This is a genomic window from Providencia sp. PROV119 (assembly GCF_028482435.1).
Taxonomy (GTDB): Bacteria; Pseudomonadota; Gammaproteobacteria; order Enterobacterales; family Enterobacteriaceae; genus Providencia; species Providencia stuartii.
The window spans coordinates 1-25634 of record NZ_JAMPQL010000037.1 but is presented as its reverse complement, the minus strand read 5'-3'; the positions used below and the strand labels follow the sequence as shown (position 1 = coordinate 25634).

The window sequence follows — 25634 nt, the reverse complement described above, 5'->3', positions numbered from 1 at the left end:
CCCTTTTTTTGAAAAAAAGTACTGTTTGAAGATAAAATCATCACTATGTTTTTTTTTCTAGCATTGTGACTATAAAACAAACAACAAATACCCTCTTTTTTGAAGGATACTCTTCTTCATAATATGAATAGATATCGACTATTCTATTTAATACCACTAATTATCAACTATGGTCATCTTTATGAACAAACACTTAAGACCTTATCTCGATATTTATCCCACCACTGGCTCTAACGTTTTTATCGATCCTTCAGCTGTTGTGATCGGCGATGTTCGTTTAGCTGATGATGTCAGTATTTGGCCTTTATCCGTATTACGTGGTGATGTGAACTACATTGAAATTGGTGCTCGCACTAATATACAAGATGGTTCCGTCTTACACGTAACACACAAATCAAAACATAACCCAGAAGGCAACCCTCTAATTATTGGCGAAGATGTCACCGTCGGACATAAAGTGATGCTTCATGGTTGCACAATCGGGGATCGCGTATTAGTCGGTATGGGTTCTATTATTCTTGATGGAGCAATAATCGCTAGCGACGTAGTTATAGGCGCAAATAGCCTCGTCACCCAAGGCAAAAAACTGGAAAGTGGCTACCTTTATGTTGGTAGCCCAGCTAAAGCTGCCCGTAAACTAACGGAAGCTGAATTAGAACATCTACGTTATTCAGCGAATAACTACGTTCAATGGAAGAATGATTATTTATCTTCTGGTAAAGAATAAACACTATCATCTTCCTGAGGGCCTTGAGCTATCAAGGCCTCAAACTCTTCTTCTATATCCCAACGGTTATTTTGGAACAGCACTAATGGCTCAGCCCCTTCTCCATACCGCCGATAAAGCAACGAGTCTGATATTACACATTCAGCTAACATTCCACTAATTAATACCGGAAAATGGACTTTTCTTGTAGCAGCATTCCACTCTTCTCTATCTGGAAATTGAATAGCTTGATTCACTTTTTCAGTTCCTTTTGTAATACAAGAAGAACTGGCTCTATATCTGGAAGTACTCCATGCCATAATTTAAAAGCGAAAGCGGCTTGCCCAACTAACATACCTAAACCATCGGCAAGGCGATTTACCTGATGAGAACTCGCGAACGATAGAAATGGTGTTAAACCATGTTGATAAAACATGTCATAACATGCCACCCGCGCAGAAAATACAGCGGGATCAATTGCGGGGATCTCGCCACTCACTCCAGATGAAGTCGCATTAATGATGAGATCGAAACAGGCTGTTTTGATCTGTTCGATCGGCTGTGCTTTTATTTTTCCAAAGCTAACAAATTGATTTACTAATGTTTCTGCTTTAGAAAAAGTCCTATTCGTTAGCGTAATTTCGCACCCAAATTCTAAGAGAGGTAATAAAGCCCCCCTCGTTGCACCACCAGCACCAATAATTAATACTTTGCTATTGCTATGAATAAAATTAAGCCGTTGAAGATCTAGCAAAAGGCCAGCACCATCCGTGTTATCACCTAATAACCGGTGACTATCCAGTTTCATCACGGTATTTACTGCACCGCACGATTGAGCTCTATCTGTTAGCTCAGATACCATTTGATATGCGTTTTCCTTAAAAGGTAGCGTAACATTCGCCCCCATCCCTCCCTGAGCAAAAAATGCAGACAATGACTGCTCAAAGCCATCTAGTGGTGCCAAAATACGTTCATATTCCAGCGCAATACCCGTCTGTTCAGCAAACATCTGGTGTATAATTGGCGATTTACTATGCGCTATCGGATGACCAAAAACGGCATATTTACCCATATAATAGTTATCCTTTACGATAAAGTTGCCCTGTTTTAGCATCCCGAATTTCTGATGGGTTTTGACGGCCCCCCACCATTCCATCAAGCACAGGGATACTTCCCTTAAACTGCTCTAGAACTTCATTGGTTGTCCTACATGGCTCCTGACCGCTTAAATTCGCACTTGTAGATACTAATGGCTTACCGTATTCGCGACAGAGCTCTTTTACTAACCCATGATCTGTTACTCTTACCGCCAAAGTATCGAAACGCCCAGTTAACCATTTCGGAGTGGATGATTTGGCTGGGATAACCCAAGTCACAGGCCCTGGCCAGCTTGCAAACATCGTTTGCTTTTGTTCATCAGTCAACTGACTATCGTCCACATAGTCTTTCAGCTGTTCATAATTGTCTGCGATAAGAATTAGCCCTTTCTCCCAAGGACGTTGTTTTAACTCAAGTAACTTATTAACCGCTTGTTCACTATCAGGATCACAACCTAATCCAAATACGGCCTCAGTGGGATAAGCGATAACTTCCCCTTTGTTCAGGGAAACAATAATATTTTCAATTGCAGGTGTAGCTTTATTTTGCATCTTTTTAACTCATTATTCTTTTTGTGGTTTACCACATCGTTTACTGGCACAAAATAATCTTACTCCTTGAGCACCCCTTTTTTCCATAAGTAATGGATAATGACAAAACTCACATTCACCCGAAACAGGCTTATGATTGAGAATAAATTGGCAAGACGGATAGCTATCACACGCATAAAATGTTTTTCCAAACCGAGACTTACGTTGTAATAGGTGACCTGTCTGGCACTGGGGGCAAGCAACTTTCGTTTCATCTGGCTTATCAATTAATTCAATATGCTCACACTCTGGGTAGTGACTACATCCAATAAACATACCAAATCGCCCTTGCTTCAAAACCAAATCATGACCGCATTGTGGACATGCTTGCCCTTCTAATACTTTTACTACATGGCTTTCTGCCGAAGGACGCATAGGTTTGAGATAATGACATTGAGGGTACGAAGAACAAGCAAAAAAAGGCCCATGAGCACCATTACGAATGACCAGCAAAGAACCGCATTCAGGACAATGTTCATTTTTCTCTGTTTCAAAAGGCAATTGCTTTGACATGATTTTCTCTTAGCCAACTAACTTAATTTTATATACCCACCAGTAACAGAAGCGATAGCACCGTCTATCTCAAGTTCCGTCAAAACGGCAATGACTTCTGTTATCGGCTGTTGTACACGCTCAGCAATCACATCTGCAGGTGTAGGGTGATACTCAACCATACTCAATATTTTATTCTCTGTCAGATTAAATTCAGCATTCAGCGTTTCTTCTTCTAATGGCTCGACTGGCAACCAATTTAGTCCAACCTCTATATGGTGTTTGATATCTTCGGGTTCAACAAGTAGATATGCTCCTTGTTGTAATAACCAATGGTTACCACTGTAAGCTGAATTACCAAGTGGTGCGGGTATCGTAAAAAGGTCTCTATTTTGCTCAATGGCATAACGAGCCGTTATCAATGAGCCACTTTTCAACCCTGCCTCTACCACGACTGTCGCTTTACTTAAGCCACTAATAATTCGATTTCGTCGAGGAAATTGCCTAGGTAGCGGAGGCGCATTTGGTAAAAACTCAGAGATTAGTACCCCCTCTTGTTTAATCTGCTCCGCCAGCGCAGTATGCTGCCTAGGATAAATATTTGCTAATCCACTCCCTAAAACGGCAACTGTTTTCCCATTTGCTGCGAGTGCCGCGCGATGACTTGCAGCATCAATACCAAATGCTAACCCGCTAGTAATTGTAAAACCATAGTCAGTAAATTTATTGGCAAACCGATCCGCCCATTTACGGCCATACTCACTCGCTTGCCGACTACCGACTATTGCGATTTGTGCTGTCGCCATCAGCTCACTTTGCCCTATTACAAACAAGACGAGTGGCGGATTAGATATATGCTTTAATAAGGAAGGGTACAAGGAATCACAAAAAGTAATCAGTTGATTTTCTTCCTTTTCTAGCCATTTAAGCGTTTGAGCTAATTTTACAGATGGCACGTGTAGAAACTGTAAACACTGCAGTTCACTTAACCCACACTCCTGTAAAACAGAAGAGCATACTTGTTCTAATATCCTTAGCTTATTAATAATTTTTAATGCCTTATGTGGTGATAGCCGGCTCACCTGAGACATTCTTAACCAAATTTCTTGCACATCCATGGCGTCTTCCTGACTTTATTGTAAAGGTTCATCTGTGAACAAATCGTAACCAATACTGTCAATATGACTGATAAATGTCTAGAATAGGCATTAATTCCTATTCACTTTTTTGGACGCTGCTCGAAAAAATTTATGTCAGTATTAAATGTATTACATTACCCAGACGAACGCTTACGCACAATTGCTAAGCCAGTAGAAAAAGTTGATGCCGAAATTCAACAGATCGTCGATGATATGTTCGAAACGATGTATGAAGAAGAAGGTATCGGTCTTGCTGCGACTCAAGTCGATATTCATCAGCGGATCATTGTTATTGATGTCTCGGAAACGCGGGATCAACGACTTGTTCTTATTAACCCTGAATTATTAGACAAATCAGGTGAAACGGGTATTGAAGAAGGTTGTCTTTCTATTCCTGAACAACATGGTTTTGTCCCCAGAGCAGAGCATGTTAAGGTTCGTGCCCTTGACTATAATGGCGATAGTTTTGAACTTGAAGCCGATGGCTTACTCGCTATCTGTATTCAACATGAAATGGATCACCTTGTTGGTAAATTGTTTGTTGATTACTTATCACCATTAAAGCGCCAGCGTATCCGACAAAAGGTTGAAAAACTAGATAGAATGAGAGCTAAAGCAGCAAAAACAGCTAACTAGACAGATTTATACAGGGAAATATAACCGTGTCGGAATCATTAAAAATTATCTTTGCAGGTACACCTGATTTTGCGGCTGGGCACTTAGCCGCTTTACTTAAAACTAAACATCAGGTTGTCGGTGTTCTTACACCACCAGATAAGCCCGCGGGGAGGGGTAAAAAGCTGACGCCAAGCCCTGTCAAAGTATTAGCACAAGAACACCAAATTCCAGTTTTTCAGCCTACTACGCTGAAAAATGTAGATAATCATCAATGGATCAAAGATCACAACGCAGATTTGATGATTGTTGTTGCTTATGGGTTTATTTTACCAAAAGCCGTTTTAGATATTCCGCGTTTAGGTTGTCTGAATGTACACGGTTCTTTACTACCACGCTGGCGCGGTGCTGCACCTATTCAACGCTCAATTTGGGCTGGTGATGCTGAAACTGGCGTAACCATTATGCAAATGGATGAAGGGTTAGATACTGGGGATATGCTGTATAAAGCAAGTTGCCCAATTATGCCTGAAGATACTAGTGCAACACTTTATGAAAAACTGGCAGTGATTGGCCCAGAAGCATTGATCCATACGTTAGAACTGATATCCAATCAGCAATGTGTGCCTGAAAAACAAGATGACTCTTTGGCAAACTACGCTGAAAAGTTATCTAAAGAGGAAGCTCGTATTGATTGGCAACAATCCGCTGAACAAATAGAGCGCTGTATTAGGGCATTTAATCCTTGGCCAATGAGCTATTTTACAGTTCAAGAGCAGCTTATTAAGGTATGGCAGGCACAAGTCATTGCCGAAAACCATAATGAGCAACCAGGCACTATCCTCAGCGCTGATAAAAATGGCATATGCGTTGCAACAGGTAACGGAAAACTCAATATCACTCAGTTACAACCACCGGGTAAAAAGGCCATGGGAGCGCAAGATCTCCTCAACTCACGCCGAGAATGGTTCACTCCTGGACAGCAACTTAATTAGAAAGCCAATAAATTTGCCTGATAATATATTCAGGCAAATTTATTTCGTGACGAATAGACTCACCTTCACTTATGAAAAATACATATAACTTGCGTAGCATCGCAGCGGTAGCCATCGGTCAAGTCATTGATGGTGGCCAGTCTCTCAGTACGGTACTACCTGAATTACAAAAAAATATAAATGAAAAAGATAAGTCTCTATTACAAGAGATTTGCTTTGGTGTCCTACGCTATTTACCTAAACTGGAATGGTTTGTTGCTCAGCTTATGGAGAAACCACTAACAGGTAAACAGAGAACATTGCACTACTTGATTATGGTGGGGATTTATCAACTCCTCTATACACGTATTCCTCCTCATGCCGCTTTAGCGGAAACGGTCAATGGAGCAGTTGCACTAAAACGCCCTCAATTAAAAGGGCTTATCAATGGTGTGTTACGATCATTCCAACGGCAACAAACTCAACTCGAAGAGCGTAATACTAATAATAGTAGCCAATACCTTCATCCGAGCTGGCTTTTAAAGCGCCTTCAAAATGCTTACCCTGATAAGTGGCAAACGATTATTGATGCAAATAACCAGCGTCCTCCCATGTGGTTAAGGGTTAATTCCCAACATCACACTGCTGAACAGTATCAAAAATACCTAGAAGAAAATGAGATTGCATCTGAATTGCATCCACATCACCCCTGCGCGATAAAACTGTCAGAGCCAACTTCAGTTACAAGGCTTCCTGGCTTTGAAGAAGGTTGGGCAACTGTGCAAGATGTTTCTGCTCAAGGGTGTGCGGAACTGCTTGAACCACAAAATCATGAAACGATCCTTGATCTATGTGCAGCACCCGGTGGTAAAACAACTCATATACTGGAGCTTGCACCAAAAGCACATGTCGTTGCTGTTGATATTGATGAGCACCGCCTTAAACGTGTAAAAGAAAACTTGCAACGTTTGCAACAGCAAGCAGCGGTCATTCAAGGTGATGGTACAAAACCAGAAGAGTGGGCTAATGGGCAACTGTTTGATCGTATTCTTCTTGATGCCCCATGCTCAGCAACAGGCGTTATCCGCCGTCATCCTGATATAAAGTGGTTAAGGCGCGATTCTGACATTAATGAACTCACCGAACTTCAAGCTAAAATATTAGAATCAATTTGGCCTTACCTAAAAGTTGGCGGTACCCTTGTCTATGCGACCTGTTCAATTATGCCTGAAGAGAATAGCTTACAAATAAAAAACTTCTTGGCTAAGCACCCTGAAGCCTCTCTTAATGATGGCACAACAGCAGGCTTACAGATACTACCTAGTATAACTGGTGGTGATGGCTTCTTTTACGCGCGCTTGGTCAAACAAGAGAACTAATCCAATAAAACTTGTCTGAGATAGGAATATTCAATGAAAATCATTATTTTAGGTGCTGGACAAGTTGGCGGAACCCTCGCTGAGAATCTAGTGGATGAAAACAATGATATTACTGTCGTTGACACTAACGCTGATCGCTTGCGCCAATTGCAAGATCAATTTGATCTCCGAGTTGTAAACGGCCATGGGTCACATCCACGCGTACTACGTGATGCGGGGGCAGAAGATGCAGACATGTTGGTTGCCGTCACCAATTCTGATGAAACGAATATGATCGCGTGCCAAATCGCCTATAGCCTTTTTAATACACCAAATAAAATTGCACGTATTAGGGCGACTGAATATATCCGTGAAGCAGACAAGTTATTTTTGCCTGAACAAATCCCTATTGATTACCTGATTTCCCCAGAACAATTGGTTATTGATTATATCTATAAATTAATCCAATACCCTGGTGCACTCCAAGTCGTCAATTTTGCTGAAGGGAAAGTCAGTATTGTTGCGGTTAAAGCCTACTATGGTGGTTCATTAGTGGGTAATGCCCTTTCCAGTTTACGCGAGCACATGCCACATATTGATGCCAGAGTTGTTGCCATTTTTCGTCAAGATCGTCCGATTCGGCCTCAAGGTTCAACAATCATCGAAGCTGGTGATGAAGTCTTTTTCGTGGCTTCAACTCAACACATTCGAGCAGTGATGAGTGAATTGCAGCGCTTAGAAAAACCATACAAACGCCTCATGATCGTGGGTGGGGGTAATGTCGGTGCTGGTTTAGCGAAAAGGCTAGAAAAAGATTACAGTGTAAAACTTATCGAACGAAATCAACAGAGAGCAACTGAACTCGCTGAATTGCTGCATGACACAATTGTATTTTATGGCGATGCTTCCGACCAAGAGTTACTTACAGAAGAGCATATTGAACAGATGGACGTCTTTATTGCTCTAACAAATGATGATGAAGCAAACATAATGTCAGCCATGTTAGCGAAAAAAATGGGGGCCAAAAAAGCTATGGTGCTCATTCAAAGAACTGCTTATGTTGAATTAGTTCAAGGTGGTGTTATTGACATTGCAGTGTCACCGCAACAGGCGACGATTTCAGCATTATTAAGTCATGTTAGGAAAGCCGATATTGTCAGTGTTTCTTCATTAAGACGAGGTGTTGCTGAAGCAATTGAAGCAATTGCTCATGGCGATGAAAATACCTCTAAAGTTGTTGGTAAAAAGATTTCAGATATAAAACTCCCGCCAGGAACCATTATTGGTGCTTTAGTTAGAGAAGATGAAGTCATTATTGCCAGTGATTATCATATAATCGAACAAGGAGACCATGTCATTATGTTCATTACCGATAAGAAATATGTTCCTGATGTTGAGAAATTATTCCAACCAAGCCCCTTCTTTTTATAATTATCAAAATAAAACGACAATCTTATTTGCAGCTTAATTAAAGTAGATACTATAATTTGTTAACTAAATATTTATTTTGTCACAAATAGTTTTCAATTAGGGGGTAGAATGAGTTTTTTAAAAGAGTTTCGCGAATTTGCGATGAAGGGCAATGTTGTCGATATGGCTGTCGGTATCATTATTGGTGCTGCATTCGGTAAAATTGTTTCTTCATTAGTCGCCGATGTCATTATGCCGCCATTGGGTCTATTAATTGGTGGAGTTGACTTTAAACAATTTAGCGTCGTACTAAGAGCCGCCGAAGGGGATATTCCTGCTGTAGTGCTTAATTATGGTATGTTTATACAGACTGTATTTGACTTTGTTATCGTCGCATTTGCTATTTTTATGGCAATTAAAGTAATGAACAAAGTTCGTCGTGAAAAAGAAGCAGAGCCTGAAGCACCACCGGCGCCAAGTAAAGAAGAAGTGTTATTATCAGAAATTCGTGATTTATTAAAAGAACAAAATAAAAAGTAATACTAGAAAACCAGTGGTAATAAGTTAAAAAACTGATTACCACTGGCCTCCCAGTTATTACCTTTACCATGTTTTGCTTTACGGTTATAACTTCCTTTCCCTTTCTTGTTTTTCTCTACTCTTTGTCTAAATAGCGGATCATGTAACAATGCTTCGATCGCATTATCTTTAATTTGACCACGTTTATGTTGATATCGACTCATGATATACCTTCTTTTAAAAATGAATTTAAAGTAAATTTTCGATTAATAAACTTTCGATGCGCCTTTCTCAAGTATTTCCATTATCGAGCAATATGTCGACGCATGCTCTTCACCACAACAAGCTGAGCTGAGCATTTTCAGTGAATCACGCATAATAATAAGTTCTTGTATCTTTTTTTCAACTTCAAACAAGCGTAAATCAACAATTTGCTTCGATTCTTGACATGTATGATGCTCAGGATCAACACGTATTGATAATAACTCAGTGATAGCTTCTAAGGTGAAGCCGAGTTGCTTAGCATAACGGATAAACCGAAGCCGTTGCAAATCCTGCTCAGTATACAACCTATAGCCACCTTCTGTCCTCAGTTTATGCCCCATCAAACCTTGTTTTTCATAAAAACGAATCGTGTCTGGTGTGACATCGGCGAGACGCGCAATTTGCCCAATTTTATACATAGTCATGGGAACTCCACTCTAAATAGGGTCAAAATAGAATAAATCAAGTCAATGAAGCTTAGAGAAAGGATAGAATAGCAGGTACAAAAAAACCGGGCAAATATACCCGGTTTTTTTGATAGCAGACAGATTACTCTGCTGCTTCTTGAGACTCAACAGCACGGTCAACAAGCTCGATGTAAGCCATCGGAGCATTGTCACCAGTACGGAAGCCACACTTAAGAATACGAGTGTAACCGCCCGCACGAGCTGCAAAGCGAGGTCCCAATTCATTAAACAATTTTGCCACGATCTCGTTATCACGAGTACGGGCGAATGCCAGACGACGATTAGCTACGCTGTCGGTCTTGGCAAGAGTAATCAGCGGCTCAACGACGCGACGCAGTTCTTTCGCTTTAGGCAGAGTCGTCTTGATGATTTCATGACGAACTAAAGAACCTGCCATGTTACGGAACATAGCTTGGCGGTGGCTGCTGTTGCGGTTCAATTGACGACCACTCTTACGATGGCGCATGACCTTATCCTTCTCAGTAAAACCTTAACCTGTGATCTTAATCATCAGCAATACTTGCTGGTGGCCAATTTTCTAAGCGCATGCCCAGAGAAAGACCACGAGATGCCAAGACGTCCTTAATTTCAGTAAGAGATTTCTTACCAAGGTTAGGCGTTTTAAGCAACTCAACTTCTGTACGCTGAACCAGATCACCGATGTAGTGGATAGCTTCTGCTTTAAGGCAGTTAGCAGAGCGGACAGTCAATTCCAGATCGTCAACTGGGCGCAATAAGATAGGATCGAACTCTGGTTTCTCTTCTTTAACTTCAGGCTGACGAACATCACGTAAGTCAACAAAAGCTTCAAGTTGTTCAGCCAGAATAGTCGCTGCACGGCGAATCGCCTCTTCAGGATCGATTGTACCGTTTGTTTCCATTTCGATAACTAACTTATCCAAGTCAGTACGTTGTTCAACACGAGCTGCTTCAACATTGTAGGCAATACGCTCTACAGGGCTATAGCAAGCATCGACTAACAGACGACCGATTGGGCGCTCATCTTCTTCCGAATGTACTCGGGCAGAAGCCGGCACATAACCACGACCACGCTGAACTTTAATTCGCATGTTAATAGATGCGCTTTCGTCAGTCAGGTGGCAGATAACGTGCTGCGGCTTGACGATTTCGACATCGCCATCATGGACGATGTCGGCTGCAGTCACAGGGCCAATGCCAGATTTATTCAAGGTTAAAATAACTTCATCTTTACCCTGAACTTTTACCGCCAGCCCTTTCAGGTTGAGGAGAATCTCCAGGATATCTTCCTGTACACCTTCTTTGGTGCTGTACTCATGCAGTACACCATCAATCTCAACCTCTGTCACCGCACAACCCGGCATAGACGAAAGCAGAATACGGCGCAGTGCGTTACCAAGAGTATGACCGAAGCCACGCTCTAAAGGCTCAAGGGTCACCTTGGCGTGCGTCGAACTCACTTGCTCGATATCTACCAGGCGCGGTTTTAGAAACTCTGTCACAGAACCCTGCATTGTGTCCTCTCTTTGGTGCTAAGCTTTACTTAGAGTAAAGCTCGACGATCAGGTGTTCGTTAATGTCCGCAGACAGGTCAGTACGTTCAGGAATACGTTTGAACACACCTTCCATTTTAGCAGCATCAACTTCCAGCCAAGTTGGCTTCTCACGCTGTTCAGCCAGCTCTAAAGCAGCCTTAATACGAGACTGTTTTTTCGCTTTCTCACGAACGCTGATAACGTCATTCGGGGAAACCTGATAAGAAGCGATATTAACTACTCGACCATTTACCATGATAGCTTTGTGGCTAACCATTTGACGTGCTTCTGCGCGAGTTGCGCCAAAGCCCATACGGTAAACGACGTTATCAAGACGGCCTTCCAGCAGAGTCAACAGGTTTTCACCTGTGTTGCCTTTCAGACGTGTTGCTTCTTTATAATAGTTACGGAATTGACGTTCCAGAACACCGTAAATACGACGAACTTTTTGTTTTTCACGTAACTGAACACCGTAGTCAGACAGACGCGGTTTACGCGCTCCGTGCTGGCCAGGTGCCTGTTCTAATTTACACTTGGTGTCAATCGCGCGAACACCAGACTTCAGGAAGAGGTCTGTTCCTTCGCGACGGCTCAGCTTGAGCTTAGGACCCAAATATCTAGCCATTTTCTTTCTCCAACAGTCCTAAAAACGAAACGTATTAAACGCGACGTTTTTTCGGTGGGCGACAACCGTTATGAGGGATAGGAGTCACATCAGTAATATTTGTGATGCGGAAACCTGCGGCGTTCAGAGCACGAATTGTTGATTCGCGACCCGGACCCGGTCCCTTAACCATAACTTCCAGGTTCTTGATACCGTATTCTTTCACGGCTTCTGCGCAACGCTCTGCTGCAACCTGAGCTGCAAACGGAGTGGATTTGCGAGAACCACGGAAACCGGAACCACCGGCAGTTGCCCAACCTAATGCGTTACCCTGACGATCAGTAATAGTAACGATTGTGTTGTTGAAAGAAGCATGGATATGAGCCACACCGTCTGAGACTTGCTTTCTTACACGCTTACGTGCACGAATTGGTGCTTTTGCCATTATTCAATACCCCGACTTATTTCTTGATCGGCTTACGCGGACCCTTACGGGTACGAGCGTTAGTCTTAGTACGCTGACCGCGCACAGGTAGACCACGACGATGACGTAAACCACGGTAACATCCAAGGTCCATCAGACGCTTGATGCTCAGGGTAATTTCACGACGTAAGTCACCTTCTACCACATACTTGGCAACTTCGTCACGCAGCTTGTCGATTTGTTCTTCAGACAGCTCACTGATCTTAACATTTTCAGCAATTCCAGTCGCTTCACAGATAGCCTGTGAACGAGTTTTGCCGATTCCGAAAATCGATGTTAAAGCGATCACGGTATGTTTATGATCAGGAATGTTAATGCCTGCTATACGGGCCACTATGCACTCCTAAGTTAAAATATACATTATTGTGCTGAAAAGCCCGTTTTCAGGATACTCAAACAATAATGTATCTCGATAAAAAAGATTGGCTGGCTAATTTAGCCAGCTCAACCCAACTTTGCAAGAAAAAAATGCTTTTTCTTAACCTTGACGTTGTTTATGTCTTGGCTCAACACTGCAAATTACACGAACGCTACCATTGCGACGGATAATTTTACAGTTACGGCATAATTTCTTGACGGAAGCACGAACTTTCATTTTTACTCTCCGTAACTTCTAAAGCAAACCATAATCACACTAAGCGATTACTTACCTTTTAGATTTGCTTTCTTCAATGCAGACTCATATTGACTTGACATCATTAGAGTTTGCACTTGAGCCATAAAGTCCATGATAACGACAACTACGATTAATAGAGAAGTACCACCAAAGTAAAAAGGTACTTTCATTGCGTCACGCATGAACTCCGGGATTAGGCAGATGAAGGTAATATAAAGTGCACCGACTAAAGTCAGGCGAGTCATTACCTTATCAATGTACTTGGCCGTTTGCTCTCCCGGACGAATTCCTGGTACAAATGCACCGGACTTCTTCAGGTTATCTGCTGTTTCTCTTGGGTTGAAAACCAACGCCGTATAGAAGAAACAGAAGAAGATGATCGCAGAAGCATAAAGCAACACATAGAACGGTTGACCAGGCTGCAAGAACATAGAAAGAGTTGTCAGCCAGTCCCAGCCAGTTCCATCACCGAACCAAGATGCTATTGTACCCGGGAACAGTATGATACTGGAAGCAAAAATTGCAGGAATTACACCCGCCATATTCACTTTTAATGGTAAATGTGTGCTTTGTGCCGCATAAACACGGCGTCCTTGTTGGCGTTTCGCGTAGTTAACAACGATTCTACGTTGACCACGCTCCATGAATACAACAAAGAAAGTTACCGCGAATACGAGCACTGCAACCAACAGCAACAGGAGGAAGTGCAGATCGCCTTGCCGAGCTTGCTCGATAGTATGGCCAATGGCCGGCGGTAGACCCGCAACGATACCAGCGAAGATAATGATTGAGATACCGTTACCAATACCTCTTTCCGTTATCTGCTCACCTAGCCACATAAGGAACATGGTTCCTGTAACTAAGCTAACAACAGCCGTGAAGTAGAACGGGAGACCCGGATCAATAACTAGCCCTTGCATCCCTGGCATATTCGGAAGACCCATTGCAATACCCACAGATTGGAATATTGCTAACACCAAAGTACCCCAACGAGTATATTGGCTTATCTTCCGACGACCTGCTTCACCTTCTTTCTTAATCTCTGCTAGTCGTGGGTTAACCACTGACAATAATTGGATAATAATAGATGCCGAAATATACGGCATAATACCCAAAGCAAAGATAGAAGCTCGGCTAAGAGCACCACCAGAGAACATGTTAAACATATCAATGATGGTGCCTTGTTGCTGTTCGAGCAATTTGGCAAGCACAGTGGCATCAATACCAGGGATTGGAATAAAAGAACCAATACGGAAAACAATCAGTGCACCTATAACAAACAAAAGTCTGCGTTTCAGCTCACCAACACCACCTTTGGCACTTTGAAAATCTAATCCTGGTTGTTTAGCCATCTGTCACTTATTCCTCAATTTTACCGCCGGCAGCTTCAATCGCAGCGCGAGCACCTTTAGTAACACGAAGGCCACGTACAGTTACTGCACGATTCACTTCGCCAGAAAGAATAACTTTCGCATATTCAATCTGGATGCCAACAACATTCGCGGCTTTTAGTGCGTTCAGATCAATAACATCGCCTTCAACAGCAGCAAAATCAGACAGACGAACTTCTGCAGTGATCATTGCTTTACGTGAAGTAAAACCAAATTTTGGTAGACGACGGTATAAAGGCATCTGGCCGCCTTCGAAACCACGACGTACGCCACCGCCAGAACGAGATTTCTGACCTTTGTGACCACGTCCGCCGGTTTTACCCAGACCAGAACCGATACCACGACCTAAGCGCTTAGGCGCGTGCTTGGCACCTTCAGCCGGAGACAGAGTATTTAAACGCATCTCTTACTCCTCAACTTTAACCATGTAGGAAACCAAGTTGACCATACCGCGAACAGCAGGAGTGTCCTCACGTTCTACTGTATGACCAATGCGACGCAGACCTAAACCGATCAAAGTTGCCTTATGCTTAGGCAGGCGACCGATTGAACTGCGAACTTGTGTAATTTTAATAGTCTTAGCCATGGCTGATTACCCCAGAATTTCTTCGACGGATTTTCCACGCTTAGCTGCGACCATTTCTGGAGACTTCATGCTGTCTAAAGCATCCAGTGTTGCACGAACCACGTTGATTGGGTTTGTGGAACCATAGGTTTTAGCCAGTACGTTGCGAACTCCAGCTACTTCTAAAACAGCACGCATTGCACCACCGGCGATGATACCAGTACCTTCGTGAGCAGGTTGCATAAACACGCGAGAACCGGTGTGTGTACCTTTCACAGGGTGGAACAAAGTGCCGTTGTTTAGAGCAACGGTTTTCATGCTGCGACGGGCTTTTTCCATCGCTTTCTGGATTGCTGCCGGAACTTCGCGCGCTTTGCCGTAGCCAAAACCAACGCGACCGTTACCATCACCAACTACTGTCAGTGCTGTAAAGCTGAAAATACGGCCACCTTTAACGGTTTTTGCTACGCGGTTTACCGCGATCAGCTTTTCCTGCAGTTCGCCAGCTTGTTTCTCGATGTGAGCCATCTTACACCTCTACCTTAGAACTGAAGGCCAGCTTCACGGGCAGCTTCTGCCAGTGCCTGGACTCTACCATGATATTGGAAACCAGAACGGTCAAAAGCAACAGTAGTGATGCCTTTTTCCAATGCGCGTTCAGCAATAATTTTACCAACAACTGCTGCTGCGTCTTTGTTTCCAGTGAATTTCACTTGCTCATTGATAGCTTTTTCTGTAGTAGAAGCGGCCACCAAAGTTTCAGAACCGTTTGGAGCGATAACCTGCGCATAAATATGGCGTGGAGTACGGTGTACCACCAGGCGTGTCGCACCCAACTCTTGGATCTTGCGGCGTGCGCGGGTCGCACGACGGATACGAGCTGCTTTCTTATCCATAGTGTTACCTTACTTCTTCTTAGCCTCTTTAGTACGCACGATTTCATCGGCGTAACGAACACCCTTGCCTTTGTAAGGCTCAGGACGACGGTAAGCACGCAGTTCTGCCGCGACTTGACCAATCACTTGCTTATCCGCACCTTTCAGTACGATTTCAGTTTGTGTTGGGCATTCTGCAGTAATGCCTGCTGGCAGTGCGTGTTCAACCGGATGCGAAAAACCTAGAGACAAGCTAACAGCGTTGCCTTTAACTGCCGCACGGTAACCAACACCGACTAGTTGAAGTTTTTTAGTGAAGCCTTCAGTAACACCAACAACCATTGAGTTAAGCAGAGAACGAGAAGTACCCGCCTGTGCCCAAGCATCAGCGAAACCTTCGCGCGGTGCGAAAGTTAAGCGGCCATCTTCATGTTTAACTTCAACTGCATTATGGATAGTACGAGTAAGCTCGCCGTTTTTACCCTTAATCGAAATAACCTGACCGTTGAGTTTTACCTCTACGCCGGCAGGAATGACGACGGGTGCTTTTGCCACACGAGACATTCTTTCCTCCCGAATTAAGCTACGTAGCAGAGAATCTCGCCACCAAGACCAGCTTGGCGAGCTGCACGATCAGTCATGACACCTTTAGAGGTAGAAATAACAGCGATACCTAAGCCAGCCATAACTTGTGGCAGCTCATCTTTTTTCTTATAGATGCGCAGACTTGGGCGGCTTACACGCTGAATGCTTTCTACTACAGCCTTACCTTGGAAATAACGCAGAGTCAGTTCCAATTCTGGCTTAGTGTCGCCTTCAATTTTAAAATCTTCAATATAACCTTCTTCCTTCAGCACTTTGGCAATCGCCACTTTCAGCTTGGAGGAAGGCATGGTGACCGCAACTTTGTTCGCGGCCTGACCGTTACGGATACGGGTCAGCATATCCGCGATGGGATCTTGCATGCTCATCTGTCTTTACTCCCGTGATTCAATATGGTGACAATTACCAACTAGCCTTTTTAAGGCCCGGGATTTCACCGCGCATAGCGGCTTCACGGACTTTAATACGGCTCAGACCAAATTTCCGCAGGAAACCGTGCGGACGCCCAGTTTGACGGCAGCGGTTACGCTGACGAGAAGGACTTGAATCACGTGGCAGTGTTTGCAGCTTGAGAACAGCGTCCCAGCGATCTTCATCAGATGCGTTTACATCAGAGATGATAGCTTTCAGTTCAACGCGTTTTGCGAAAAACTTCTCAGCTAATTTAGCACGCTTAACATCACGCGCTTTCATAGATTTCTTAGCCATGAGTACCCTGCCTTACTTGCGGAACGGGAAGTTGAACGCTGCTAACAGTGCGCGACCTTCGTCATCTGATTTCGCAGTTGTGGTGATAGTAATATCTAAACCACGCACACGATCCACTTTATCGTAATCGATTTCAGGGAAGATGATTTGTTCACGTACGCCCATGCTGTAGTTACCGCGACCATCAAATGACTTAGCGGACAAGCCACGGAAGTCACGAATACGTGGTACAGCAATAGAAATCAGTCGCTCAAGGAACTCCCACATGCGTTCGCCACGCAGGGTTACTTTACAGCCGATTGGATAGCCCTGACGGATTTTGAAGCCTGCAACAGATTTGCGTGCTTTGGTGATCAATGGTTTTTGACCAGAGATTGCTGCCAAGTCAGCTGCTGCATTGTCCAGCAGTTTTTTATCAGCAATCGCTTCACCAACACCCATATTCAGGGTGATCTTCTCGACCCGAGGGACTTGCATGACAGAATTGTAACCAAACTGAGCCATCAGTTTTTTAGTTACTTCGTCTTTATAGTAATCATGCAGTTTCGCCATCGTATACTCCAAAAATTACTTGATAGTTTCACTGTTAGATTTGAAGAAACGGACTTTTTTGCCGTCTTCGAATCTAAAGCCTACACGGTCAGCCTTACCAGTTGCCGCGTTAAAGATTGCAACGTTAGAAACGTGAATTGCCGCTTCTTTTTCAACGATGCCACCTGGTTGATTCAGAGCCGGAACTGGCTTCTGATGTTTTTTAACCAGATTGATACCTTCAACGATAACTTTACCAGAAGAAATAACCTGTTTTACTTTACCGCGCTTACCTTTATCTTTACCAGTCAGCACGATAACTTCGTCATCACGACGGATTTTCGCTGCCATAGTTCCGCTCCTTAGAGTACTTCAGGTGCCAGTGAGATAATTTTCATAAACTTCTCTGTACGAAGTTCACGAGTTACCGGCCCAAAAATACGCGTACCGACTACTTGCTCGCTGTTATTGTTTAGAATAACGCATGCATTACTATCGAAGCGAATGACAGAACCGTCCGGGCGACGTACACCCTTCTTGGTGCGCACCACTACCGCCTTCAGGACATCACCTTTTTTCACTTTACCGCGTGGAATTGCTTCTTTAACAGTAATTTTAATGATGTCGCCGACGCCTGCATAGCGACGGTGCGAGCCACCTAGAACCTTGATACACATTACGCGACGTGCACCGGAGTTGTCGGCCACGTTCAGCATAGTCTGTTCTTGGATCATTTTAGTGCTCCGCTAAATGTCAACTACTACTGAGCCACTTCATTATTGAAGAGACCGTTCAATATAACCCACAATACGAGGGCGCGGCATTATAACACCACATCTTCGTTATGGACAGAAAAAAATAAACGGCTCAGTAAAAAAGAGCCGTTTATTTATTAGAAAAGGCTATTCTATATTATAAAACAGCTTTTTCAACAACGCGAACTAAGGCCCAAGACTTAGTCTTAGACAGTGGACGAGTTTGGCGGATTTCTACCACGTCACCGATTCCACATTCATTGTTCTCGTCATGTACGTGCAATTTAGTCGTACGACGGATGAATTTACCATACAGAGGGTGCTTCACCATACGCTCGATAGCAACAACAATAGATTTCTCCATTTTATCGCTAACTACACGACCTTGCAGAGTACGGATTTTATCGCTCATTACGCACCTGCCTTCTCAGTCAGTAAAGTCTTCACACGTGCGATATCGCGACGCACTTGTTTCAACAGATGAGACTGTTGCAGCTGACCACTTGCAGCCTGCATACGTAAGTTGAATTGTTCACGTAACAGGTTCAAAAGTTCAGCGTTCAGCTCTTCAACGCTTTTTTCGCGCAGCTCTTGTGCTTTCATTACATCACCGTCTTAGTTACAAAGGTGGTTTTGATAGGCAGTTTCGCTGCTGCCAGAGAGAATGCTTCACGAGCCAGCTCTTCAGGCACACCGTCCATTTCATACAGGACTTTACCAGGCTGGATCAAGGCAACCCAATATTCTACGTTACCTTTACCTTTACCCATACGAACTTCGAGTGGCTTCTCAGTAATTGGCTTGTCTGGGAACACACGGATCCAGATTTTACCTTGACGCTTAACTGCACGGGTCATAGCACGACGTGCCGCTTCGATCTGACGAGCAGTCAGACGACCACGGCCCACAGCTTTAAGACCGAAAGTGCCGAAGCTAACATCCGTACCTTGTGCCAGACCACGGTTGCGGCCTTTGTGCACTTTACGGAATTTTGTACGCTTTGGTTGTAACATCAGCGACTCTCCTTACTTGCGGCCTTTACGCTGCTGCTTTTTAGGTTGAGCAGCTGGTTTTTCAGCTTGTTCAACAGCAGCCATACCACCCAGAATCTCACCTTTGAAGATCCATACCTTAACGCCGAGAACACCGTAAGTGGTGTGCGCTTCTGAAGTGTTGTAATCGATATCAGCACGTAGAGTGTGCAGTGGCACACGGCCTTCACGATACCACTCGGTACGAGCGATTTCAGCACCGCCTAAACGGCCGCTGACTTCAACTTTAATACCTTTAGCGCCCAGACGCATTGCGTTTTGTACAGCGCGTTTCATAGCACGACGGAACATAACACGACGTTCCAGCTGTGAAGCGATGCTGTCAGCAACCAATTTAGCGTCCAGTTCTGGTTTACGAACTTCGGCGATATTGATTTGCGCAGGAACACCAGCGATATCCGCTACTGTTTTACGCAGTTTTTCTACGTCTTCACCTTTCTTACCGATAACGATACCTGGGCGAGCAGTGTGAATAGTCACACGAATGCTTTTTGCAGGACGCTCGATAACGATGCGTGAAATTGACGCTTTTGCCAATTCTTTGTTCAAGTACTGGCGTACTTTATAATCGCTGTCTAGGTTGTCAGCGAATTCATTAGTATTCGCGTACCAAGTAGAGTTCCAAGGTTTGACAATACCCAGGCGAATACCATTAGGATGTACTTTCTGACCCATTGCTAGTCTCCAGAGTCTCAGCGATCGGACACAACCACAGTAATGTGGCTGGTGCGCTTAAGAATACGATCTGCACGGCCTTTCGCACGCGGCATGATGCGTTTCATGGTTGGACCTTCGTCAACGAAAATTTTCGCAACTTTCAGGTCATCAATGTCAGCGCCATCGTTTTGCTCTGCGTTAGCAATTGCAGATTCAAGTACTTTCTTCACTAAACCAGCAGCTTTCTTGTTGGTGTAGGTCAGAATTTCCAGAGCTTGCGACACTTTCTTACCGCGAATCAGGTCGGCAACTAAGCGAACCTTCTGGGCAGAAGAACGAGCGTGGCGATGCATAGCTAAAGTTTCCATCTCTTCCTCCTATCCTTAACGTTTCTTAGCTTTCTTATCAGCCGCATGGCCGCGATAAGTGCGAGTCGGTGCGAATTCACCCAGTTTATGACCAACCATTTCGTCGGTAACAAAAACTGGAACATGCTGACGACCATTATGGACAGCGATGGTCAATCCGATCATATTAGGAAAGATCGTTGAACGACGGGACCAAGTCTTAAGAGGCTTCTTGTCTCCGCTTTCCACCGCTTTCTCTACCTTCTTCAGCAAGTGCAGGTCAATAAAAGGACCTTTCTTGAGAGAACGTGGCATGGTTTATCCTCTAATTATTTTTTAGAACGATGACGTACGATGAATTGATCAGTACGCTTGTTGCTACGAGTTTTCTTACCTTTGGTTTGAACGCCCCAAGGTGTTACAGGGTGTTTACCAAAGTTACGACCCTCACCACCACCATGTGGGTGATCGACTGGGTTCATCGCCGTACCACGAACGGTAGGACGAATACCACGCCAGCGGCTAGCACCAGCTTTACCCAGAACACGTAACATGTGCTCAGCGTTACCAACTTCACCTAAAGTTGCACGGCAATCAGCCAGAACTTTACGCATTTCACCAGAACGCAGACGCAGAGTGACATAAGCACCATCACGTGCAACGATCTGAGCATAAGTACCTGCTGAACGCGCTAACTGACCACCTTTACCTGGTTTCAGTTCGATGTTGTGAACTGTAGAACCAACAGGGATGTTGCGCATTGGCAGTGCGTTACCAGTTTTGATTGCTGAATCAACGCCAGATTGGATCTGGTCACCAGCTTTCAAACCTTTAGGCGCAAGAATATAACGACGTTCACCGTCTTTATATAGAACCAGTGCAATGTTCGCAGAACGGTTTGGATCATATTCCAAACGCTCAACAACAGCAGGAACACCGTCTTTGTTGCGTTTAAAGTCAACCAGACGATAGTGTTGCTTATGGCCACCACCAATGTGACGAGTGGTGATACGGCCATTGTTGTTACGACCACCGGATTTGCTGTTTTTTTCTAACAGCGGAGCATAAGGTTTGCCCTTATGCAGCTCAGGGTTAACCACTTTAACTACGTGGCGACGGCCCGGAGACGTAGGTTTACATTTAACAATTGCCATTGTTCTTTACTCCTCCGACTTACTCTGCGCCGCCAATGAAGTCCAGATTCTGGCCTTCTTTCAGCGTAACGTAAGCTTTTTTCCAGTCGCTACGACGACCAAAACGCTGACCGTGGCGTTTAGTTTTGCCTTTAACCAGCAAAGTGTTAACACCTTCAACTTCGACTTCAAACAGTTTCTGCACAGCAGCTTTAATTTCTGCTTTAGTCGCGTCTTTCGCAACTTTGAGAACGATGGTATTGCTTTTTTCCATCGCTGTAGAAGCTTTTTCAGATACGTGCGGCGCGCGCAGTACTTTTAGCAGACGTTCTTCACGGATCATGCCAGCATCTCCTCAACTTGCTTCACAGCATCAGCAGTCATAACCACTTTGTCGAAGGCGATTAAGCTAACTGGGTCGATACCCGCTGCATCACGAACGTCAACCTTGTACAGGTTACGTGCTGCTAAGAACAGATTTTCATCTAATTCAGCAGTGATGATCAGTACATCTTCCAGAGCCATATCTTTCAGTTTCTGTGCCAGCAACTTAGTTTTAGGTGCTTCAACAGAGAACTTCTCGACAACGATCAGACGATCTTGACGTACCAGTTCAGACAGGATGCTTTTCAGAGCACCGCGGTACATCTTCTTATTAACTTTTTGACTGTGGTCCTGTGGTTTAGCAGCGAAGCTAACACCACCAGAGCGCCAAATTGGGCTCTTGATAGAACCAGAACGTGCGCGGCCTGTGCCTTTTTGACGCCATGGTTTTTTACCTGAACCAGAAACTTCAGCACGAGTTTTCTGAGCACGAGTACCTTGACGAGCACCAGCTGCATACGCAACAACTACTTGGTGAACAAGCGCTTCATTGAAATCACGCCCGAAGGTAGTTTCGGAAACAGTCAGCGCGCTTTGCGCGTCTTTCATTACCAATTCCATTCCTATCTCCTCGACGTTAAGCCTTGACAGCCGGTTTTACGATCAGGTCGCTACCAGTTGCACCTGGAACAGCACCTTTGACCAGCAGCAGGTTGCGCTCAGCGTCAACACGTACTACATCTAGGCTTTGAACGGTTACACGCTCATTACCCAGTTGGCCTGCCATTTTCTTGCCTTTGAACACTTTGCCCGGAGTCTGGTTCTGACCGATAGAACCCGGAACACGGTGAGACAAGGAGTTACCATGGGTAGCATCTTGGGTACGGAAATTCCAACGCTTAACTGTACCAGCGAAGCCTTTACCTTTAGATGTACCAGTAACGTCGACTTTTTTAACGTCAGCGAAAATTTCAACGCTAATGCTTTGACCTACGTTAAATTCAGCACCTTCTTCAGTACGGAATTCACGTAGAATACGGCCAGCTTCGACGCCAGCTTTAGCGAAATGACCTGCCTCAGGCTTAGATACACGGTTCGCTTTTTTGCTACCAGTAGTCACCTGAATTGCATTATAACCGTCAGTTTCTGCTGTTTTAACTTGAGTAACGCGGTTATTTTCGATTTCGATAACTGTTACAGGGATAGAAACACCATCTTCAGTGAAGATACGCGTCATACCCACTTTTTTACCGACTAAACCAATCATTGTTTCAACCTCTCAATCGTTCGACGACCTGATTAACCCAGGCTGATCTGCACGTCTACGCCGGCAGCCAGGTCCAGACGCATCAGAGCATCAACGGTCTTCTCGGTTGGCTCAACGATGTCAACCAGACGTTTGTGAGTGCGAATTTCGTACTGATCACGCGCATCTTTGTTAACGTGCGGAGAAATCAGAACGGTAAAACGCTCTTTACGTGTCGGCAGCGGGATAGGACCACGAACTTGCGCACCAGTGCGCTTAGCAGTCTCTACGATTTCCGCAGTTGATTGATCAATTAAACGATGATCAAAGGCTTTCAGGCGGATACGGATTCTTTGGTTCTGCATGAGACCAGAGCTCCAACTATTTTATAAACGTAAATAATTACTCCTCGCACCCATTTCGATTGATGGGGGAGTGTAATCGTTCTTTGATGTAACCCCCAAATCGGGAGTATTGTCTAAATGAGTTACAAATCGTGAACTCAATACTGACCTTTAAGACCTAAAAAACTAGGGATTACTAATCAGTAAGCCCGCGCATTATACGCAACTGAATCTTAAACGCAAGTAATCGGAGAAAATATGTGCGAATTTTTCTGCTTTTTTACTTATAGCACTTTTCAATAAAAAACGCCTCACTATTACTTTTTTGTAGTGAGGCGTGATATTACAGCACACAAATAAATCGAAAAAGCATTACTCCTCTTCAATAATTTGCGCCTGTGTATAATTTTGAATACCCATACGTTTGATTAAATCTAACTGCGTTTCTATCCAATCAATATGGTTTTCTTCATCAGCTAAAATTTCAATCATCAGATCACGACTAACGTAATCATGAATTGAGTCTGCGTAACTAATCGCTTCTTTTAGATTTTTAGCCCCATCAAGCTCCAGCTTAAGATCTGAAGCTAACATCTCCTCAATATCTTCACCAATGTTAAGTTTACCGAGGTCTTGCAGGTTAGGTATCCCCTCAAGGAATAAGATACGTTCGATATACTTATCTGCATGTTTCATTTCATCAATCGATTCATGGTATTCCACCTCATTAAGACGTGTTAAACCCCAATTTTTAAACATACGTGCATGCAAAAAGTATTGATTGATTGCTACTAACTCATTGCCCAATAACTTATTCAGATGGGCTATCATTTTTTTATCGCCTTTCATTTTTTATACTCCATTGCTTCCAGTCTTTAAAGTGTAGTACTGAAATGCTAACAATGAGTAATTTTCTATAGAGAATTTGAGATGAAAGTTACTTATTAATGAATGAGTTAAATGATTATTATTTCGATTAAGCGACTTCAGCAATACAGATATGCTCGGCAAGTGCTAACTCATCATTTAAGATTTCACGAGTTTGCCTGATGCACTTACCGCATTCGCGACCGACAGGGAGGATTTGACGTAGCCCTTTTAATGACGTCACATGATATTGGCGCACCGCACTTCTAATTTGTTTATCCGTTACGGCTTCACAGAGACATACATACATAGCAACTACCTGCATAAATTACACACAGGTAGTTTAAATAAAAATGATTACCATTTCAATTATCGTTACGACCAATTTACATAAAACGTTTCATTAAGCAGTAAAACCTCCATCCACTAAATAGGCAGCTCCTGTCACAAATGACGCTGCATCACTAGCTAAAAAGGCAACAACATTAGCAACCTCTTCAGGTGTGCCTATCCTTTTCATCGGATGCATCTCTGCTAACTTTTGTTTATCTAAATCGCGCCCATCCAATAATGGAGTATCGATATAACCAGGGCAAACTGCATTAATTCGAATATTATGCATTGCATAACTTATTGCCAATGTTTGCGTTAACAGTTTGATCCCACCTTTTGAAGCGCAATATGCTGGAAATTGATGTTGCCCCACAAACGAACATATAGAGCCACAGTTAACAATTGCCCCTTCTTTTTGGTTTTTTAACCAATAATCGATAACAGCTCGATTAATCAAAAATAATCCATTGAGATTAACATCAATGACATGCTGCCATTTTTCATAAGCGAGCTTATGGGCAACGTCATCGGCAAGTATTCCTGCATTAGCAAATAAAAAATCAATCGAACCGTATTCCTTTACTGTATGCGCCACTAACCGATCATTCTCTTTTTCATTGGCTGCATCCATCTGAAAAAATTGTATTGCGCCCTCTTTGTTCTTCAAGCGATTGAGTGCCTTCTGACCACGGTCAGCATGACTTCCCGTAATGATAACTGACGCACCTAATGATAAAAATTTTTCTGCCGCCGCTAGGCCAATACCGCTACTCCCTCCCGTAATAATGCCAACCTTACCTGCGAACGAAATCATGCCTCATCTCCTCATCTTCATTATGATGATTAAATAATAGACAATTCGTTTGAGTTTATTGGTAATACTGATGTTGAATCTTGATTTTGTGACCGAATTAACGCATTGAAATTTAATAAATAAATAGAAATATCACAAGGATTGATAATGTCTTGAGAGACAATTCTTCGCGGTAAATAGATAGGAGATGAGGGAGATAAGAAATACAAAAGGGCACCCTATGGATGCCCCTTTTCATT

44 protein-coding genes are annotated in these 25634 nt (G+C 43.6%); 6 read left to right on the top strand and 38 right to left on the bottom strand.

Features of this window, described 5'->3' with window-relative positions:
- Positions 1-181 precede the first annotated feature (181 nt).
- A complete protein-coding gene (locus PSF11_RS20555) occupies positions 182-727 on the top strand; it encodes a gamma carbonic anhydrase family protein (RefSeq protein ID WP_014657276.1) in 546 nt (181 codons plus the stop codon).
- Here the strand turns inward: PSF11_RS20555 and PSF11_RS20550 are convergent.
- Genes PSF11_RS20550 through dprA form a run of 5 tightly spaced genes read right to left on the bottom strand, consistent with a single transcriptional unit; the run spans position 703 to position 4004 of the window.
- Positions 703-963 carry a DUF1488 domain-containing protein gene (locus PSF11_RS20550; RefSeq protein ID WP_004926407.1) on the bottom strand — a complete coding sequence of 87 codons (261 nt, stop codon included), beginning with the start codon at positions 961-963 and terminating at the stop codon, positions 703-705. The genes PSF11_RS20555 and PSF11_RS20550 overlap by 25 nt on opposite strands.
- Positions 960-1778, bottom strand: a complete 819-nt coding sequence (gene aroE, locus PSF11_RS20545) for a shikimate dehydrogenase (protein ID WP_036942600.1) — start codon at positions 1776-1778, stop codon at positions 960-962. The genes PSF11_RS20550 and aroE overlap by 4 nt, the downstream gene beginning before the upstream one ends.
- A gap of 7 nt (positions 1779-1785) precedes the next feature.
- Complete coding sequence (gene tsaC, locus PSF11_RS20540; RefSeq protein WP_014657274.1) at positions 1786-2355, bottom strand: L-threonylcarbamoyladenylate synthase type 1 TsaC; 570 nt, start codon at positions 2353-2355, stop codon at positions 1786-1788.
- A gap of 12 nt (positions 2356-2367) precedes the next feature.
- Positions 2368-2907: a DNA topoisomerase family protein gene (locus tag PSF11_RS20535; protein WP_004926410.1), complete on the bottom strand. Its 540-nt coding sequence runs from the start codon at positions 2905-2907 to the stop codon at positions 2368-2370.
- 17 nt (positions 2908-2924) lie between these two features.
- A complete protein-coding gene (gene dprA / locus PSF11_RS20530) occupies positions 2925-4004 on the bottom strand; it encodes a DNA-processing protein DprA (RefSeq protein ID WP_060560797.1) in 1080 nt (359 codons plus the stop codon).
- Between the two features lie 132 nt (positions 4005-4136).
- Between dprA and def the strand changes: the two genes are divergently transcribed.
- The 5 genes from def to mscL all read left to right on the top strand — a co-directional run bounded on the left by def (position 4137) and on the right by mscL (position 8922).
- The gene (def, locus tag PSF11_RS20525; protein ID WP_004926414.1) at positions 4137-4661 is read left to right on the top strand and encodes a peptide deformylase; all 525 of its coding nucleotides are present in this window, start codon (positions 4137-4139) and stop codon (positions 4659-4661) included.
- 26 nt (positions 4662-4687) lie between these two features.
- A complete protein-coding gene (gene fmt, locus PSF11_RS20520) occupies positions 4688-5635 on the top strand; it encodes a methionyl-tRNA formyltransferase (RefSeq protein WP_004926415.1) in 948 nt (315 codons plus the stop codon).
- Between the two features lie 71 nt (positions 5636-5706).
- Positions 5707-6993 carry a 16S rRNA (cytosine(967)-C(5))-methyltransferase RsmB gene (rsmB, locus tag PSF11_RS20515; RefSeq protein WP_053110888.1) on the top strand — a complete coding sequence of 429 codons (1287 nt, stop codon included), beginning with the start codon at positions 5707-5709 and terminating at the stop codon, positions 6991-6993.
- A gap of 33 nt (positions 6994-7026) precedes the next feature.
- Positions 7027-8403 carry a Trk system potassium transporter TrkA gene (gene trkA, locus PSF11_RS20510; RefSeq protein ID WP_004926419.1) on the top strand — a complete coding sequence of 459 codons (1377 nt, stop codon included), beginning with the start codon at positions 7027-7029 and terminating at the stop codon, positions 8401-8403.
- Positions 8404-8511: 108 nt separating this feature from the next.
- The gene (gene mscL / locus PSF11_RS20505; RefSeq protein ID WP_004926421.1) at positions 8512-8922 is read left to right on the top strand and encodes a large-conductance mechanosensitive channel protein MscL; all 411 of its coding nucleotides are present in this window, start codon (positions 8512-8514) and stop codon (positions 8920-8922) included.
- A 2-nt stretch (positions 8923-8924) separates the two neighbouring features.
- Here mscL and PSF11_RS20500 read toward each other — a convergent pair whose 3' ends face one another.
- The 33 genes from PSF11_RS20500 to PSF11_RS20340 form a co-directional block, all read right to left on the bottom strand.
- Positions 8925-9125: an alternative ribosome-rescue factor A gene (locus PSF11_RS20500; protein ID WP_004926423.1), complete on the bottom strand. Its 201-nt coding sequence runs from the start codon at positions 9123-9125 to the stop codon at positions 8925-8927.
- A 42-nt stretch (positions 9126-9167) separates the two neighbouring features.
- Positions 9168-9584: a Zn(2+)-responsive transcriptional regulator gene (gene zntR, locus PSF11_RS20495; protein ID WP_014657272.1), complete on the bottom strand. Its 417-nt coding sequence runs from the start codon at positions 9582-9584 to the stop codon at positions 9168-9170.
- A 130-nt stretch (positions 9585-9714) separates the two neighbouring features.
- Positions 9715-10098 (bottom strand): 50S ribosomal protein L17, encoded by a 384-nt coding sequence (rplQ, locus tag PSF11_RS20490; RefSeq protein ID WP_072502685.1) that lies wholly within the window; start codon positions 10096-10098, stop codon positions 9715-9717.
- A gap of 37 nt (positions 10099-10135) precedes the next feature.
- Positions 10136-11125, bottom strand: a complete 990-nt coding sequence (locus tag PSF11_RS20485; protein WP_004926425.1) for a DNA-directed RNA polymerase subunit alpha — start codon at positions 11123-11125, stop codon at positions 10136-10138.
- A gap of 25 nt (positions 11126-11150) precedes the next feature.
- Positions 11151-11771: a 30S ribosomal protein S4 gene (gene rpsD, locus PSF11_RS20480; protein ID WP_004265487.1), complete on the bottom strand. Its 621-nt coding sequence runs from the start codon at positions 11769-11771 to the stop codon at positions 11151-11153.
- Positions 11772-11805: 34 nt separating this feature from the next.
- On the bottom strand, positions 11806-12195 hold the full coding sequence (gene rpsK / locus PSF11_RS20475; RefSeq protein ID WP_002919257.1) for a 30S ribosomal protein S11: 390 nt from the start codon (positions 12193-12195) through the stop codon (positions 11806-11808).
- Positions 12196-12211: 16 nt separating this feature from the next.
- The gene (gene rpsM, locus PSF11_RS20470) at positions 12212-12568 is read right to left on the bottom strand and encodes a 30S ribosomal protein S13 (protein WP_004907144.1); all 357 of its coding nucleotides are present in this window, start codon (positions 12566-12568) and stop codon (positions 12212-12214) included.
- Between the two features lie 144 nt (positions 12569-12712).
- On the bottom strand, positions 12713-12829 hold the full coding sequence (gene rpmJ / locus PSF11_RS20465; RefSeq protein WP_004265484.1) for a 50S ribosomal protein L36: 117 nt from the start codon (positions 12827-12829) through the stop codon (positions 12713-12715).
- A gap of 47 nt (positions 12830-12876) precedes the next feature.
- Positions 12877-14202: a preprotein translocase subunit SecY gene (gene secY / locus PSF11_RS20460; RefSeq protein WP_004926428.1), complete on the bottom strand. Its 1326-nt coding sequence runs from the start codon at positions 14200-14202 to the stop codon at positions 12877-12879.
- Positions 14203-14209: 7 nt separating this feature from the next.
- A complete protein-coding gene (gene rplO / locus PSF11_RS20455) occupies positions 14210-14644 on the bottom strand; it encodes a 50S ribosomal protein L15 (RefSeq protein ID WP_004926430.1) in 435 nt (144 codons plus the stop codon).
- Between the two features lie 3 nt (positions 14645-14647).
- Positions 14648-14827, bottom strand: a complete 180-nt coding sequence (gene rpmD, locus PSF11_RS20450; RefSeq protein WP_004926432.1) for a 50S ribosomal protein L30 — start codon at positions 14825-14827, stop codon at positions 14648-14650.
- Between the two features lie 6 nt (positions 14828-14833).
- Positions 14834-15334 carry a 30S ribosomal protein S5 gene (gene rpsE, locus PSF11_RS20445; RefSeq protein WP_004265471.1) on the bottom strand — a complete coding sequence of 167 codons (501 nt, stop codon included), beginning with the start codon at positions 15332-15334 and terminating at the stop codon, positions 14834-14836.
- Between the two features lie 14 nt (positions 15335-15348).
- Positions 15349-15702, bottom strand: a complete 354-nt coding sequence (gene rplR, locus PSF11_RS20440) for a 50S ribosomal protein L18 (RefSeq protein WP_004926434.1) — start codon at positions 15700-15702, stop codon at positions 15349-15351.
- Between the two features lie 9 nt (positions 15703-15711).
- Positions 15712-16245, bottom strand: a complete 534-nt coding sequence (gene rplF / locus PSF11_RS20435; RefSeq protein WP_004926436.1) for a 50S ribosomal protein L6 — start codon at positions 16243-16245, stop codon at positions 15712-15714.
- 14 nt (positions 16246-16259) lie between these two features.
- Positions 16260-16652, bottom strand: a complete 393-nt coding sequence (gene rpsH, locus PSF11_RS20430) for a 30S ribosomal protein S8 (protein ID WP_004926438.1) — start codon at positions 16650-16652, stop codon at positions 16260-16262.
- A gap of 34 nt (positions 16653-16686) precedes the next feature.
- The gene (gene rpsN / locus PSF11_RS20425; RefSeq protein WP_004926440.1) at positions 16687-16992 is read right to left on the bottom strand and encodes a 30S ribosomal protein S14; all 306 of its coding nucleotides are present in this window, start codon (positions 16990-16992) and stop codon (positions 16687-16689) included.
- Between the two features lie 12 nt (positions 16993-17004).
- Positions 17005-17544 (bottom strand): 50S ribosomal protein L5, encoded by a 540-nt coding sequence (gene rplE, locus PSF11_RS20420; RefSeq protein ID WP_004926441.1) that lies wholly within the window; start codon positions 17542-17544, stop codon positions 17005-17007.
- A gap of 15 nt (positions 17545-17559) precedes the next feature.
- Positions 17560-17874 carry a 50S ribosomal protein L24 gene (rplX, locus tag PSF11_RS20415; RefSeq protein ID WP_004926444.1) on the bottom strand — a complete coding sequence of 105 codons (315 nt, stop codon included), beginning with the start codon at positions 17872-17874 and terminating at the stop codon, positions 17560-17562.
- Positions 17875-17885: 11 nt separating this feature from the next.
- Entirely contained in the window at positions 17886-18257 is a 372-nt protein-coding gene (gene rplN, locus PSF11_RS20410) for a 50S ribosomal protein L14 (protein WP_004926446.1), read from the bottom strand.
- 178 nt (positions 18258-18435) lie between these two features.
- Positions 18436-18690: a 30S ribosomal protein S17 gene (gene rpsQ / locus PSF11_RS20405; RefSeq protein ID WP_004265446.1), complete on the bottom strand. Its 255-nt coding sequence runs from the start codon at positions 18688-18690 to the stop codon at positions 18436-18438.
- Positions 18690-18881 carry a 50S ribosomal protein L29 gene (gene rpmC / locus PSF11_RS20400; RefSeq protein WP_004265442.1) on the bottom strand — a complete coding sequence of 64 codons (192 nt, stop codon included), beginning with the start codon at positions 18879-18881 and terminating at the stop codon, positions 18690-18692. The genes rpsQ and rpmC overlap by 1 nt, the downstream gene beginning before the upstream one ends.
- A complete protein-coding gene (gene rplP / locus PSF11_RS20395; protein ID WP_004926449.1) occupies positions 18881-19291 on the bottom strand; it encodes a 50S ribosomal protein L16 in 411 nt (136 codons plus the stop codon). The genes rpmC and rplP overlap by 1 nt, the downstream gene beginning before the upstream one ends.
- A gap of 12 nt (positions 19292-19303) precedes the next feature.
- Positions 19304-20005 carry a 30S ribosomal protein S3 gene (gene rpsC, locus PSF11_RS20390; protein WP_004926451.1) on the bottom strand — a complete coding sequence of 234 codons (702 nt, stop codon included), beginning with the start codon at positions 20003-20005 and terminating at the stop codon, positions 19304-19306.
- A gap of 17 nt (positions 20006-20022) precedes the next feature.
- The gene (gene rplV, locus PSF11_RS20385) at positions 20023-20355 is read right to left on the bottom strand and encodes a 50S ribosomal protein L22 (protein WP_004265430.1); all 333 of its coding nucleotides are present in this window, start codon (positions 20353-20355) and stop codon (positions 20023-20025) included.
- 15 nt (positions 20356-20370) lie between these two features.
- Entirely contained in the window at positions 20371-20649 is a 279-nt protein-coding gene (gene rpsS / locus PSF11_RS20380; protein WP_004265426.1) for a 30S ribosomal protein S19, read from the bottom strand.
- Positions 20650-20663: 14 nt separating this feature from the next.
- Positions 20664-21488, bottom strand: coding sequence for a 50S ribosomal protein L2 (rplB, locus tag PSF11_RS20375; RefSeq protein WP_004926454.1), 825 nt, complete (start codon positions 21486-21488; stop codon positions 20664-20666).
- 19 nt (positions 21489-21507) lie between these two features.
- Positions 21508-21810 (bottom strand): 50S ribosomal protein L23, encoded by a 303-nt coding sequence (gene rplW / locus PSF11_RS20370; RefSeq protein WP_004926456.1) that lies wholly within the window; start codon positions 21808-21810, stop codon positions 21508-21510.
- Complete coding sequence (gene rplD / locus PSF11_RS20365) at positions 21807-22412, bottom strand: 50S ribosomal protein L4 (protein ID WP_004926458.1); 606 nt, start codon at positions 22410-22412, stop codon at positions 21807-21809. Before rplD ends, rplW begins: the two co-directional genes overlap by 4 nt.
- A gap of 16 nt (positions 22413-22428) precedes the next feature.
- A complete protein-coding gene (gene rplC / locus PSF11_RS20360; protein ID WP_004926461.1) occupies positions 22429-23058 on the bottom strand; it encodes a 50S ribosomal protein L3 in 630 nt (209 codons plus the stop codon).
- Between the two features lie 32 nt (positions 23059-23090).
- On the bottom strand, positions 23091-23402 hold the full coding sequence (rpsJ, locus tag PSF11_RS20355; RefSeq protein ID WP_001181005.1) for a 30S ribosomal protein S10: 312 nt from the start codon (positions 23400-23402) through the stop codon (positions 23091-23093).
- A gap of 351 nt (positions 23403-23753) precedes the next feature.
- Complete coding sequence (gene bfr / locus PSF11_RS20350) at positions 23754-24230, bottom strand: bacterioferritin (protein ID WP_004926466.1); 477 nt, start codon at positions 24228-24230, stop codon at positions 23754-23756.
- A 127-nt stretch (positions 24231-24357) separates the two neighbouring features.
- A complete protein-coding gene (bfd, locus tag PSF11_RS20345; protein WP_014657269.1) occupies positions 24358-24558 on the bottom strand; it encodes a bacterioferritin-associated ferredoxin in 201 nt (66 codons plus the stop codon).
- A gap of 93 nt (positions 24559-24651) precedes the next feature.
- Entirely contained in the window at positions 24652-25395 is a 744-nt protein-coding gene (locus PSF11_RS20340; protein WP_004926467.1) for an SDR family NAD(P)-dependent oxidoreductase, read from the bottom strand.
- Positions 25396-25634: the final 239 nt, after the last annotated feature.